This window comes from Pseudomonas sp. CCI4.2 (assembly GCF_034350045.1).
GTDB lineage: Bacteria > Pseudomonadota > Gammaproteobacteria > Pseudomonadales > Pseudomonadaceae > Aquipseudomonas.
Map to the genome: position 1 here is coordinate 3,540,694 of NZ_CP133781.1, position 13,821 is coordinate 3,554,514.

At 58.8% G+C, this 13,821-nt stretch carries 12 protein-coding genes; 5 read left to right on the forward strand and 7 right to left on the reverse strand.

The annotated features are described in order from the left end of the window. Window positions 1-25: 25 nt before the first annotated feature. From RHM65_RS16045 to glcD, 4 genes are read right to left on the reverse strand one after another with little or no spacing between them, the layout of a single operon-like run. On the reverse strand, window positions 26-427 hold the full coding sequence (locus tag RHM65_RS16045) for a heme-binding protein (RefSeq protein WP_322164993.1): 402 nt from the start codon (window positions 425-427) through the stop codon (window positions 26-28). Between the two features lie 31 nt (window positions 428-458). After that, the gene (gene glcF / locus RHM65_RS16050; protein WP_322164992.1) at window positions 459-1,676 is read right to left on the reverse strand and encodes a glycolate oxidase subunit GlcF; all 1,218 of its coding nucleotides are present in this window, start codon (window positions 1,674-1,676) and stop codon (window positions 459-461) included. A gap of 2 nt (window positions 1,677-1,678) precedes the next feature. Beyond that, window positions 1,679-2,770, reverse strand: coding sequence for a glycolate oxidase subunit GlcE (glcE, locus tag RHM65_RS16055; RefSeq protein ID WP_322164991.1), 1,092 nt, complete (start codon window positions 2,768-2,770; stop codon window positions 1,679-1,681). Further along, complete coding sequence (glcD, locus tag RHM65_RS16060) at window positions 2,770-4,269, reverse strand: glycolate oxidase subunit GlcD (RefSeq protein WP_322164990.1); 1,500 nt, start codon at window positions 4,267-4,269, stop codon at window positions 2,770-2,772. Before glcD ends, glcE begins: the two co-directional genes overlap by 1 nt. Before the next feature lie 236 nt (window positions 4,270-4,505). On the opposite strand from glcD, the gene glcC reads away from it, so the two are divergent. The 3 genes from glcC to hppD all read left to right on the forward strand — a co-directional run bounded on the left by glcC (window position 4,506) and on the right by hppD (window position 7,270). Beyond that, window positions 4,506-5,273, forward strand: coding sequence for a transcriptional regulator GlcC (glcC, locus tag RHM65_RS16065; protein ID WP_322164989.1), 768 nt, complete (start codon window positions 4,506-4,508; stop codon window positions 5,271-5,273). Window positions 5,274-5,394: 121 nt separating this feature from the next. Continuing rightward, window positions 5,395-6,027, forward strand: a complete 633-nt coding sequence (gene maiA / locus RHM65_RS16070) for a maleylacetoacetate isomerase (RefSeq protein ID WP_322164988.1) — start codon at window positions 5,395-5,397, stop codon at window positions 6,025-6,027. 142 nt (window positions 6,028-6,169) lie between these two features. Beyond that, window positions 6,170-7,270, forward strand: a complete 1,101-nt coding sequence (gene hppD / locus RHM65_RS16075; protein WP_322164987.1) for a 4-hydroxyphenylpyruvate dioxygenase — start codon at window positions 6,170-6,172, stop codon at window positions 7,268-7,270. Between the two features lie 70 nt (window positions 7,271-7,340). Here hppD and RHM65_RS16080 read toward each other — a convergent pair whose 3' ends face one another. Continuing rightward, complete coding sequence (locus RHM65_RS16080) at window positions 7,341-8,138, reverse strand: IclR family transcriptional regulator (RefSeq protein ID WP_322164986.1); 798 nt, start codon at window positions 8,136-8,138, stop codon at window positions 7,341-7,343. Between the two features lie 191 nt (window positions 8,139-8,329). Between RHM65_RS16080 and hmgA the strand changes: the two genes are divergently transcribed. Further along, window positions 8,330-9,637, forward strand: a complete 1,308-nt coding sequence (hmgA, locus tag RHM65_RS16085) for a homogentisate 1,2-dioxygenase (protein WP_322164985.1) — start codon at window positions 8,330-8,332, stop codon at window positions 9,635-9,637. Continuing rightward, on the forward strand, window positions 9,634-10,935 hold the full coding sequence (gene fahA / locus RHM65_RS16090; RefSeq protein ID WP_322164984.1) for a fumarylacetoacetase: 1,302 nt from the start codon (window positions 9,634-9,636) through the stop codon (window positions 10,933-10,935). Before hmgA ends, fahA begins: the two co-directional genes overlap by 4 nt. A gap of 410 nt (window positions 10,936-11,345) precedes the next feature. On the opposite strand, the gene RHM65_RS16095 is transcribed toward fahA, so the two are convergent. Next, window positions 11,346-12,812, reverse strand: coding sequence for a D-aminoacylase (locus RHM65_RS16095; protein ID WP_322164983.1), 1,467 nt, complete (start codon window positions 12,810-12,812; stop codon window positions 11,346-11,348). Then, on the reverse strand, window positions 12,794-13,795 hold the full coding sequence (locus RHM65_RS16100; protein WP_322164982.1) for a GlxA family transcriptional regulator: 1,002 nt from the start codon (window positions 13,793-13,795) through the stop codon (window positions 12,794-12,796). Before RHM65_RS16100 ends, RHM65_RS16095 begins: the two co-directional genes overlap by 19 nt. Between the last annotated feature and the right edge of the window lie 26 nt (window positions 13,796-13,821).

Consider the following 13,821-nt stretch of genomic DNA (forward strand, 5'->3'; position numbering starts at 1 on the left):
CTAGCGCCTACAGGTTAAGCGACGATTACTTCAGGCAATCAGCACCGGCTTTAGCCACTTGAGCGTCCTGGTCAGCTTTGACCCCGGACACGCCGACGGCACCAATCACCTGGCCATCAACGATCACCGGCACGCCACCTTCGAGTGAGGTCAGCAATGGCGCGGACAGGAACGCATTGCGGCCGCCGTTGACCATGTCTTCGTAGCCTTTGGATTCGCGACGGCCCAGCGCTGAGGTGCGGGCTTTTTCCATTGCGATGTAGGCGCCAATCGGTGCGCAGCCGTCCAAACGTTCCATGGCCAATGGGTGACCGCCGTCGTCAACCACGGCAATCGAGACCGCCCAGTTGTTTTTCAGTGCTTCGGCACGGGCGGCAGCGAGGATTTGGCCAACTTCAGTCTGGCTCAATACGGCTTTGGTTTTCATCTGAATCTCCAAGAAAAACGTTATTAATCGATTAATGCAGCGCGTCTTCGACCAGTTCAATCCAGTGCCTGACCGGGGTTCGGCCAGCGCTGTCCAAATGGGTCTGGCAGCCGATGTTAGCAGTGACGATCATGTCTGGCTTACCGCTTTCCAGTGCGTTCATCTTGTTGTCGCGCAATTGCTTCGACAGCTCGGGCTGGGTAATGGAATAGGTGCCGGCTGAACCGCAGCACAAATGCCCGTCGGGCACGGCGGTCAGGTTAAAACCGAGTCGGGTCAGCACGCTTTCTACCGCGCCGCCCAATTTCTGCGCGTGTTGCAACGTGCAGGGGCAATGAAACGCCAGGCGCACATCGCTGCTTACACCAAGCTTCTCCAGTGGTTCATCGCGCAGCACTTCCACCAAGTCTTTGGTCAGGGCGCTGATTTTCAGTGCCTTGGCGGCGTAGGCCGGGTCTTCTCGAAGCAGGTGCCCGTAGTCTTTAACGAACGCGCCACAACCACTGGCGGTCTGGACGATGGCTTCGGCGCCGTTTTCAACGCTGGGCCACCAGGCATCGATGTTGCGCCGGGCGCGGTTCAAGCCGGCTTCTTGGGCATTCAAGTGGTAGTCCACCGCGCCGCAGCAACCGGCTTGGGCGATGGGCGTGACGCTGATGCCCAAACGATCCAGCACCCGAGCCGTGGCAGCGTTGGTGTTGGGTGACAAACCCGGTTGCACGCAGCCTTCGAGCATCAACACCCGACGTGCATGCTGTGAAGTCGGTCGCGGTCGGGCCGGGTGAATGTCCTTGGGCAGCTTGGCCTTGAGGGCGCTTGGCATCAGCGGACGAAAGGCCCGTCCTAGCTGAATCAGGGTTTTAAACAGCGCCGCGTTTGGGACCACGGCGCGTAGCCCGGTGCGCAGGAGCCGCTGGTTCAGCGGACGCGGCACGGCCTGGTCAACCACGGCGCGGCCGATGTCCAGCAGGTTGTGATAATTGACCCCGGACGGGCAGGTGGTTTCGCAGTTGCGGCAGGACAAGCAGCGGTCCAGGTGCAGTTGGGTTTTTGCGGTGACCTCGTTTCCTTCCAGCACTTGCTTGATCAGGTAAATACGGCCGCGCGGGCCGTCTAGCTCATCGCCCAGCAGTTGGTACGTCGGGCAGGTGGCGTTGCAAAAACCGCAATGCACGCAGCTGCGCAGAATGCTTTCGGCCTCTTCAGCGCGGGGCAGCTGTTTGGCTTTTTCGCTCAGGGTAGTTTGCATGGTCAGATCTCTGCGTACATTCGGCCCGGATTGAAAATCCCCTTAGGGTCGAGTTGAGCTTTTAACTGGCGATGGTAATGCAACAACGGCGTGGCCAGCGGCTGGAACGGGCTGTCGATAGCCCCGTGGCTGTAGCAGATTGCATGACCCCCGTTTTCGCTGACAACGGCGCGAATGTGCTCGGCGTCGGCATCGGATTTCAACCAGCGCTGAGCGCCGCCCCAATCGATCAACTGTTCGCCGGGCACTACCAACTCACCGGTATTGTTCGGCAGCGACAGGCGCCACAGGGTTTGCCCTTCGTCAAAAAAGCTCAGGCGCTGTTCGTTTAGGTCGCTCCAATACTGGGTGTCGAGCAATTCGCCGCCGAGGCGATCATGGGCAGCGGCCACCGAACCTTCGCCACCTTCCAGTCGCAGCCTGAGCACGCGGCCGTCATGGCTGGCGGCGCTTATGGGAATCGGTTGCTGGCCCCATTCGGCGAGCCTGAGCAGGGCGTGTTCGGTGTCCATTTCCAAGGCGATGCTGATGCATTTTCGCGGCTTGGGCAGGACCTTTAGCGAGACTTCGGTCAGCAGGCCCAGGCAGCCATAACTGCCGGTCAACAGCCGTGAAAGGTCGTAGCCGGCCACGTTTTTCATCACTTCGCCGCCGAAGCGCAAGTGCTTGCCCAACCCAGTAATCACCCGGGTGCCCAGCACAAAGTCACGCACCGAGCCTGACCACGGACGGCGAGGCCCGCTAAGCCCAGCAGCGACCATGCCACCCACCGTCGCGTCGTCGATGCCGTTTTGGCTGAAGCTCGGCGGCTCGCACGGCAGCATTTGTCCAGCCGCTTCCAGCGCGGCGTTCAGTTCGTGCAGCGGTGTGCCGGCGCGGGCGGTGATCACCAATTCAGTCGGGTCGTAGGTCACGATGCCGCGATGGGCGCGGGTGTCAAGGATTTCTCCGAACACTTCGCGACCCAAGAATGATTTGCTATTGCCGCCCTGAATCCGCAGCGGTGTGCCGTTTTGATAGGCCTGATTGACTTGTTCCAGCAGCGTGGCGCTGGCGTCGACATCGGACTTAGCGTGATCTTTATGAGCGAGCATTAAAAACGCTCCAGTTCGGGGAAGGGCAACTGACCCAAATGCACGTGCATGGCGCCGAATTCAGCGCAGCGGTGCAGGGTCGGTATGTTCTTGCCGGGGTTGAGCAGGCCGCTAGGGTCAAACGCTGCTTTCACTGCATGGAATAAGGTCAATTCGTCACTGTTGAACTGTGCGCACATCTGGTTGATTTTTTCGCGGCCAACCCCGTGCTCGCCGGTGATGCTGCCGCCAACTTTGACGCACAGCTCAAGAATTTTGCCGCCCAACGCTTCGGCGCGGTCCAGCTCACCGGGTTGGTTGGCATCGAACAGAATCAGCGGGTGCATATTGCCGTCGCCCGCGTGGAATACGTTGGCCACTCGCAGCCCATATTCTTCGGACAGCGCAGTGATGCCTCTGAGCACGCCGGGCAATGCACGGCGCGGAATCGTGCCGTCCATGCAGTAATAATCCGGCGACAAACGCCCGACTGCCGGGAACGCATTTTTGCGTCCCGCCCAAAACCGCACGCGTTCGGCTTCATCACGGGCCAGGCGCACTTCGGTGGCACCAGCGTTTTCCAGGACTCGGCGAACCCGCTCGCAATCGTCATGGACATCGGCTTCAACGCCGTCCAGTTCGCACAGCAGAATGGCTTCGGCGTCCACCGGGTAGCCGGCGTGAATAAAGTCTTCAGCCGCGCGGATCGCCAGGTTGTCCATCATCTCCAGGCCGCCGGGGATAATGCCTTCGGCGATAATATCGCCCACCGCACGGCCGGCTTTTTCCACCGAATCAAACGCGGCCAGCAGCACCCGGGCAACTTGCGGTTTGGGCAGTAACTTAACCGTGACTTCGGTGATGATGCCGAGCATGCCTTCGGAACCGGTGAACAGCGCCAGCAGGTCAAAACCCGGCGAGTCCAAGGCTTCTGAGCCCAGGGTCAGGCGCTCACCTTCCACCGTAAGGATTTCAACCTTGAGCAGGTTATGTACGGTCAGGCCGTATTTCAGGCAATGCACGCCCCCGGCGTTCTCGGCGACGTTGCCGCCGATGGAGCAGGCGATCTGCGAGGACGGGTCTGGCGCGTAATAAAGGTCAAACGGCGCCGCCGCCTGGGAGATCGCCAGGTTGCGCACGCCGGGCTGGACACGGGCGAAGCGCGCAGCCGGGTTGATTTCCAGAATTTGGTTGAAGCGCGCCATCACCAGCAACACGCCTTTTTCCAACGGCAACGCGCCCCCGGACAAACCAGTGCCAGCGCCACGGGCCACAACAGGGACCTGACGTTCGTGGCACAGCTTGAGCAGGGTTTGTACTTGCTCGATGCGCTGGGGCAAGACCACCAGCATCGGCAGGGTGCGATAGGCAGACAAACCGTCGCATTCGTAGGGTTTGAGTTCTTCCTCGCGATGGAGGATATCGAGGTCGGGCAGTTGCTCACGCAACGCCAGGTACAGACCGGCCTTATCAGAAGGGGGCAATACACCGTCGACGCGTTCGTCGTAAAGGATGTTCATGGTGGGCTGACAACCCTGCGTTGTTTTTTTATTGGAGATCGTATAGCTGATCCACTGACTTGCATCATTGGCTGTCAGCGCAGTACTGTCCATGACTTACGGGAGTGGTCGAACCAGTTTTTTTCACTCGATAATCATTGTTAATTTAAAAAATTGTTTTATTTCATGTAGTTAAATCTATTAACCGATTAAGGCGTTGTGATGTTTACGACTGGTCATACCAGTGGAGAGCCAGCATGAATACGTCCTCTGTGCCCCGTGCACCGCAGGTGGCCGATGTTGTGTGTGAGCGTATCGAACGCTTGATCGTCGACGGCGTGTTGAAAACCGGGCAGATTCTTCCTTCCGAACGGCGTCTGACGGAGAAACTCGGTGTGTCCCGAACGGCGCTGCGTGAAGGCCTGAAGTTGCTCCGCGCGCGGGGGATTATTGACACCGAGCAGGGTAAAGGTTCGTTCGTCGCGCAGTTGTCGGGCCATACCGCCACCTCACCGCTGATGCACCTGTTCGGTTCGCAGCCGCGCACGCTGTACGACTTGTTTGAAGTGCGCAGCCTACTGGAAGGGGAGTCCGCACGCTTGGCGGCCTTGCGCGGCACCGATGCTGATTTTGTGCTGATCACCCGCAGCTACGAAGCGTTGATCGCCGCCCACGGCCAACCGCTGGAAGCGTCGGGGCATGCGCGACTGGATCACGCGTTTCACCTGGCGATTTGTGAAGCGTCACACAATCCGGTGCTGGTACAGACCCTGCGTTCGCTGACCGACCTGCTGCTGAATACGGTATTCGCATCGGTCAACAACCTCTATCACCGCGAACCGCAGAAACGCCAAATCGACCGCCAGCATGCGCGGCTGTACAACGCGGTGACTGGACGGCTGCCAGAGCAAGCGCGCAAGGCGGCGATTGCGCACATCCAAAGCATCAGCGAAAACCTAAAGGAAATCGAGAACGAAGAGGACCGGTTGGTACGCTCGACGCTACGGCTGGAAGGCTGGACGTGATCGGCGCTTCTAGAATAGTCGGCGTTCTTCAACTTGACATTCCCCCTCCCTCTCCCGCAACTTACGCAATGCGTAATTAAATTACGAACATAAAAAAACGCGCAACGATGCAGGCAGCCCCGTGGACTTATTTACCTACTACCGCTCAACCTCCAGCTATCGGGTGCGAATCGCGTTGGCATTGAAGGGCCTGACGTACCGCTCGATTCCGGTGAACCTAATCCGCGACGGCGGTGAGCAGTTGGCGCCGGATTACCTCGCCATTGACCCCCAAGGCCGAGTGCCAGCGTTGCGGCTGGACAGCGGCGACGTGATCATTCAGTCATCAGCCATCATTGAATACCTCGAAGAGTGCTATCCGCAGCCGGCCTTGTTGCCAGCAGACTTGATCCAGCGCGCGCAACAACGAGCCGTTTCGGCCCTGATCGGCTGTGATATCCATCCGCTTCATAATGTCTCGGTACTGAAGCGTTTGCGCGAGCTGGGCAGTCCTGAGCCGGAGGTTATTGCCTGGATCGACCATTGGATTACCGAGGGTTTCAATGCCGTCGAAGCCCTTATCGGTGACGAAGGATTTTGCTTCGGTGAGCCGGGCCTGGCCGACGTGTTTCTGCTGCCGCAGCTGTATGCAGCTCGGCGTTTCAACGTCGACTTGACCGGCTATCCGAAGATCCGCCGAGTCGAGCACTTGGCGTTGCAACATACTGCTTTCCAGTCCGCGCACCCCGATGCGCAATCCGACAAGCCAGAGTGATCCCTTCAGCATGAGAATCCTGGGCTTACAGCTGATCTTCGGCGATTTCCTTGCCCGCAGCGTGCGTGGCATCCCTTGTGCGCCACCGTTGTAGAGAACGGCCTGTTTGCGTCTTTCATTCTCTACTGCAAGGAGCCATGTCATGGCTGATTCCCGCACCGATGTTCACGCTGATGTTTACGAGAACCCAATGGGCCTGATGGGCTTTGAGTTCATCGAATTTGCTTCGCCGATTCCCAACGTCCTGGAGCCCGTGTTCCAGATCATGGGCTTCACCAAGGTCGCCAATCACCGCTCCAAAAACGTGTCGCTCTACCGTCAGGGCGAGATCAACATCATCCTCAACAACGAGCCCCACAGCGTCGCGTCGTACTTTGCGGCCGAGCATGGCCCGTCGGTGTGTGGCATGGCGTTTCGGGTCAAGGATGCGCAACTGGCCTACAACCGTGCGCTGGAACTGGGCGCCCAACCGGTGGAAATCGCCACCGGGCCAATGGAACTGAGACTGCCCGCGATCAAGGGCATTGGCGGCGCGCCGTTGTACTTGATCGACCGCTTTGGCGAAGGCACTTCGATTTACGACATCGACTTCAATTTCATTGAAGGCGTGGAACGGCACCCGATCGGTGCCGGATTGAAATTCATCGACCACCTGACGCACAACGTCTATCGCGGGCGCATGGCCTATTGGGCGAACTTCTACGAGAAGCTGTTTAACTTCCGCGAGCTGCGTTATTTCGACATCAAAGGCGAGTACACCGGCCTGACCTCAAAAGCCATGAGCGCGCCGGATGGCATGATCCGTATCCCGTTGAACGAAGAGTCGTCGAAGGGCGCCGGTCAAATCGAAGAGTTTCTGATGCAGTTCAACGGCGAAGGCATTCAGCACGTCGCGTTCTTCACCGACGACCTGATCAAAACTTGGGACGCGCTGAAAACCATGGGTATGCGCTTCATGACCGCGCCGCCGGCCACCTATTACGAGATGCTCGAAGGGCGTTTACCGAATCACGGCGAGCCGCAGGACGAACTGCAAGCCCGAGGGATACTGCTGGACGGCTCGTCAGACGGCAGTGAGCGCCGATTGCTGTTGCAGATATTCTCGGAAACCCTCATGGGGCCGGTGTTCTTCGAATTCATCCAGCGCAAGGGCGATGATGGTTTCGGCGAAGGCAACTTCAAGGCGTTGTTTGAATCCATTGAGCGCGATCAGGTGCGGCGTGGGGTGTTGACGGCTGATTGAGCCTGCTAAAAAACCTGTAGGAGCCACCGTGTTGGCGAAGCGTTCTTCAAACCTCGCCAACAAGTTGGCTCTACAGATTTAAACGCTGAAAACTGCCGCCCATCCTCAGGCTTATATCCTGGGCGGTTTTCAGCAGTTTCTGCGCGGCCTGATCTTGTGCCTCGCCGTTGAACCCCGACGCCGATCCCACCACCGTTACCACCCCCGCCAGCCTATTGCCCATGGCGAAAACTGGTGACGACACGGCATTCACCCCCGCCATCAACATCCCGTGAATCTGATGCACCCCAGTGCTGCGGATGTCCTTGAGGTGTTTCTCAACGTCTTTCAATTGCCGGGCGTTCAGTTGGGCTGACTCCAGCTCACGCAACGCCGCTGTTTCATTGGCCGGTAGAAAACTGTTGAACACCAACCCGGTGGAAGAGCTGAGCAGTGGCAGCACCGAGCCGATCTGCGTCACCAGCGTCACCGCACCGATGGATTGTTCGACGTAGACCACGGTCGGTCCTTTATTGCCCCACACCGCGAGAAAACAGGTCTCGTTAAGGTCGTCACGCAGCGCAGACAGGTGCGGCGCAGCGGTTTTCAAGACGTCCAGTTGTCCGAGGGCCGCAAGCCCCACCAGTAAGGCTTCACGCCCCAAGCCATAGTGATTGGTGACGACGTTTTGTTCGGCGAAACCACTGGCGACCAACGCTTGCAGGTAGCGGTGAACCTTGCTGGCCGGCATGCCCACATGCTCAGCCAATTTCGACAACGAGGTCGCCGGCGCCAGCTCAGCCAGTGCTTTGAGAATGCCAACCCCGACTTCAGCCGCCTGGACTTTTTGCTGACGTGCGCCTGCTGGGCTTTCGATTTCCGCTGTCATGAACAAGTGTGCGCCGGTCTGGGAAGGCTGCTTTATAGCTTGACCTCGTCACAAACTCAAATTACGTTATGCGTAATCAGATTACGAAATGCCTGTAGGAGCCAACGTGTTGGCGAGGCTGCTTACGGGTTGCTCTGCATCGGGCGCTTCGCCAACACGTTGGCTCCTACAGAATTCAAACAGAGGTCGAGATGTTCACAGCCCACTCTATTGATTCCTTGGCCTACCAAAATGGCTTCGGTAACGAGTTCAGCAGCGAAGCCGTGCCGGGTGCGTTGCCCCTTGGGCAGAACTCGCCGCAGCAACATTCCCATGGCCTGTACACCGAGCAATTTTCTGGTACGGCGTTCACCGTGCCGCGTGCCGAGGCCCGTCGCACTTGGTTGTACCGAATAAAGCCGTCGGCGGCGCACCCTCGTTTCGAGCGGTTGTCGCGGCAGATCGTGGGGCAAGAGATTGGCCCGATTACGCCCAACCGGTTGCGCTGGGATGCGTTTGATATTCCATCAACGCCCACTGATTTCCTCGACGGCTTAATCAACCTTGCCAGCACGGCCGCTGCGGATCAGGCGGAGGGCGTCAGTGTGTACGTCTACTGCGCCAACCGCTCGATGGACCGGGCATTTTTCAACGCCGACGGTGAGTGGCTGATCGTCCCCCAATCGGGCCGATTACGCGTGATCACTGAGTTAGGCGTGTTGGACATCGAGCCGCAAGAAATCCTCGTGCTACCACGTGGGCTGAAATTCAGCGTTCAATTGCTGGACGCCAGCGCCCGCGGTTATGTCTGCGAGAACCATGGCTGCGCCTTGCGCCTGCCGGATTTGGGGCCGATTGGCAGTAACGGGTTGGCCAACCCTCGGGATTTTTTGACGCCAGTTGCTTACTTCGAAGACCGGGATGAGCCGGTGCAGTTGGTACAGAAATTTCTCGGTGAACTGTGGTCCACACGGCTTGATCACTCGCCATTCGATGTGGTGGCGTGGCACGGCAATAACGTGCCGTATAAATACGATTTGCGTCGTTTCAATACCGTGGGTTCAGTGAGTTTCGACCACCCGGACCCGTCGATTTTTACCGTGTTGACTGCGCCCGGTGCGGTTCAAGGCCAGGCCAATGTCGACTTCGTGATTTTTCCGCCGCGTTGGATGGTAGCCGAAAAGACCTTCCGGCCACCGTGGTTTCATCGCAATGTGATGAACGAGTTCATGGGGTTGATCGACGGTGCTTACGATGCCAAGGCCGAGGGCTTCGTGCCCGGTGGCGTGTCGTTGCACACTTGCATGAGCGCTCATGGGCCGGACAATGCCACGGCAGAAAAAGCCATCGCCGCCGAGTTGAAACCGCAGAAAATCGACAACACCATGGCGTTCATGTTTGAGACCGGCAAAGTGCTGCGCCCCAGCCGCCATGCCCTCGACTGCCCACAACTGCAAACTGATTACGATGCCTGCTGGTCAGGCATGGCCAAAACCTTTGATTCGGGAACCCAAGCATGACGCCTTCATTGAATACCCTTAGCTGGGTCACCAGCGCCAACGGTCACAGCGATTTCCCGTTGCACAACTTGCCGGTGGGTGTGTTCAGCCGAAACGGGTTAACCAAGCGCGGCGGCGTGGCCATCGGCGAGATGATTTTCGACCTGCGGGCGGCGCTGGAGGCGGGGTTTTTCAACGGTGCTGCGCGTGACGCTGCCGAAGCGGCCAGTCGTGATCAGTTGAATGACTTCTTCGCCTTGGGCTCGCCTGCTCGGCGGGCGTTGCGCACTGAGCTGTTGCACTTGCTGGATCATGCGAGCCCGCAGCTTTCACGTTTGCAGCCCTTAGCTGAAACCCTGCTGCACCCCATGGCCGACTGCGTGATGCATGTGCCAGCGCGCATCGGTGATTACACCGATTTTTACGTCGGGATCCATCATGCGATGAACGTCGGCAAGCTGTTTCGCCCGGATAACCCGTTGCTGCCCAACTACAAATATGTGCCCATCGGCTACCACGGTCGTGCCTCGACCATTTGTATTTCCGACACGCCGGTCAAACGTCCTAACGGCCAGACCTTGGCCCCCGGCGCTACGGTTCCCGAGTTTGGTCCGACTAAACGCCTGGATTACGAACTGGAAATGGGCGTGTGGATTGGTCCGGGTAACGCCATGGGCGAGGCGATTGCCATCGGCGACGCGGCCGAACACATTGCCGGTTTTTGTCTGCTCAATGATTGGTCCGCGCGGGATTTACAGGCGTGGGAATACCAGCCATTGGGGCCGTTCTTGTCCAAGAGCTTTGCCACCAGCATTTCCGCCTGGGTCGTGACGGCCGAAGCCTTGGCGCCGTTTCGCATGGCGCAACCGTTACGGCCAGTGGGCGACCCGCAACCCTTGCCGTATCTGTTCGATGCCGGCGATCAACAAGGCGGTGCGTTGGATATAGAACTGGAAGTGCTGCTGCTCACGCAGACGATGAAAGGGCAGGGTATGGCGCCGCAGCGTCTGGCGTTGAGCAACACGCAAAACATGTACTGGACCGTCGCGCAAATGGTCGCCCACCACAGCGTCAATGGCTGCAAATTACAGCCGGGAGATTTGTTGGGTACCGGGACCTTGTCCGGACCGCACACGGGGCAATTTGGTAGCTTGTTGGAAATCAGTGACGGCGGAAAAACTGCGCTGACACTGCCCAATGGCGAATCGCGACGCTTCCTGGAAACCGGTGATGAAGTGATCTTTCGCGCTCGCTGCCAGCGTGAAGGCTATGCCTCGATTGGGTTTGGCGAATGCAGAGGTGTCGTGCTTGGCGCTTGATTTTGGTGCCGTTCGAAACCGTTTTCGCAGGCAAGCCTGCTCCCACAGAGAAAGTGTTCCAAACAAAAACCGTCGGCAACGAGTAATCCTGTGGGAGCAGGCAAGCTTGCTCCCGCAGAGAAAGTGTTCCAAACAAAAACCGTCGGCAACCAGTAATCCTGTGGGAGCAGGCAAGCTTGCTTCCACAGAGGAAGTGTTCCAAACAAAAATCGTCGGCAACCAGTAATCCTGTGGGAGCAGGCAAGCTTGCTCCCGCAGAGAAAGTGTTCCAAACAAAAACCGTCGGCAACCAGTAATCCTGTGTGAGCAGGCAAGCCTGCTCCCGCAGAGAAAGTGTTCCAAACAAAAACCGTCGGCAACCAGTAATCCTGTGGGAGCAGGCTTGCCTGCGAAGGGGCCGAGCAGGTAGATCAAAATTCGCGGTTAAACCCATCCTTCAACGACCCGCTGCGCGGCAAAAAGCGCCCATGCCGATTGCCTTGGACTTGCCCGTCGGCATAGCTCAATTGCCCGTTGACCCACACGCCGTCAATGCCCTCGGCGGCGCGTTGTGGGTCGTTGAAGTCGGCGACGTCACGGATGCGCGCTGGGTCAAACAGCGTCAGATCCGCCCAGTACCCTTCGCGAATTTCCCCGCGTTCATGCAAACCAAAACGCGCCGCTGAAAGCCCGGTCATTTTGTGCACGGCGGTGTGCAACGGGAACAGGCCAAGGTCGCGGCTAAAGTGCCCCAACACCCTTGGAAATGCACCCCACAAACGCGGATGCGGAAACGGGTCTTCCGGCAAACCGTCAGAGCCGATCATCGATAACGGATGTGCCAGAATCCGCTGCACGTCGCTTTCGTCCATGCCGTAATACACCGCGCCCGCAGGCTGTAATGCGCGTGCGGTGTCCAACAATGACAGCCCCCACTCAGCGGCGATGTCGATCAAGTCCCGACCGCCTTGATCAGGATGCGGCGTCGACCAAGTAATGGTAATGCGGAACGCGTCGGTGACTTGCTTGAGGTCAAGTGTCGAGGAACTGGCGGCATACGGGTAACAATCGCAGCCCACCGGATGGGTGTGCGCAGCGCTTTCCAACGCCGCGAGCAGTTGCGGGCTGCGGCCCCAATTGCCGGCGCCAGCGCATTTCAGGTGGGAGATCACCACCGGTGCTTGGGCGTGACGCGCAATGCGGAACGCTTCGTCCATCGCCTCCAACACCGGCTCGAATTCACTGCGTAAATGGGTGGTATACAGCGCACCAAACGCCGTCAGTTCTTCGGCCAGTTGCAGCACTTCGTCGGTGTTGGCTGAAAACGCCGAGGCGTAGGCCAATCCAGTAGAAAGCCCCAACGCACCGGCCTCAAGGCTTTCGCGCAACTGGGTACGCATGGCAGCGATTTGCGCCGGGGTGGCGGTGCGGTGCAGATCATCCAGATGGTTGCTGCGCAAGGCGGTATGACCGATCAGCGCCGCGACGTTAACGGCGGGGCGGGCGGCGTCTACTGCCGCGCGGTAATCGTTGAAGCGCGGGTAAACAAACGCAGCGGCAGTGCCCAGCAGGTTCATCGGGTCCGGTGGCTCGGCCAACAAGCTCACGGGCGAAGCACTGATTCCGCAGTTGCCGACGATCACCGTGGTTACGCCCTGGCTGATTTTCGGCAGCATTTCGGGTGTGCGAATGACCACGGTGTCGTCGTGGGTGTGGACGTCGATAAAACCTGGCGCCAACACCCGGCCCTTGGCATCGACTTCTTCGCTGGCCGACACGTCATCAAGCTTGCCGATCCGTTGGATTCGACCTTGATGGACAGCCACATCAGCAGGGTAGGCCGGGCGGTTGCTGCCGTCGATGATCAGGGCGTTGCGGATCAATAAGTCATAGAGCATGTCAGTCTCTCTGTGGTCGAAAACCGTTCACGATACGCCTGCGGTGTCACCGCGATGGCCCTTAAAAAGCTGCGGCGCAAGGTTTCTTCCGTGCCAAAACCACAGCGGCTTGCGACGCGCTTGATGGGCAGAGTGGTGTCACCCAACAGCCGTCGTGCCGCTTCCACGCGAAGGTGTTCAATAGCCCGCGCTGGGGTGCTTGCGGTTTCAGCGCGGTAGTGACGGACGAAACTGCGCTCACTCATGCCGACCCGCTCGGCAAGCACGGCAACCGATAAATCCACGCTGAGGTTGTCAGCGATCCAGGCATGCAGTTCGGCGAAGCGCCCGGCGCTTTTCTGTAAAGCGAGGGTCGCGCTGAACTGTGATTGCCCACCGGAACGTTTGAGGAATACCACCAAATGGCGAGCGATCGCCAATGCCAGTTCATGGCCCAGGTCCTCTTCCACCAGCGCCAACGCCAGATCGATACCTGCCGTCACCCCTGCTGAGGTCCAGACCGCGCCGTCGTTGATGAAAATAGGATCGGGCTCTACCCGCAGCGTTGGATAGCGCAGTGCCAGTTCCTCGCAACGGCTCCAATGCGTCACCACCCGCCGTCCATCCAGCATTCCGCCCGCCGCCAGCAAAAACGCACCGCTGCACACCGACGCCAGTCGCCTTGCCGTTGTCGCTTGCCCACGTAACCAGCTCAGCAACTCAACGTTTTCAGCCGCCGCATTAACGCCCCGACCGCCCGCAATGATCAATGTATCGGAGGGGTCGTCAGCACCAGGTAACGGCGCGGTCAGCAATCCCAAGCCTGCCGATGAAACCACCGAATTCGGTTCGGCGGCGATCACCTGAGGCGCGTAAACCACCCCACGGCCTTGCTTGCGCATTAAATCGTTGGCCGTGGCAAATACTTGCAGCGGGCCGGAAATGTCCAGCAATTGCACGTCGGGAAAGGCCAATAGATGCACGGTTTTAAGTGGGGTGGTCATGGGCCGGCTCTGCGCTTGCGAAGCAT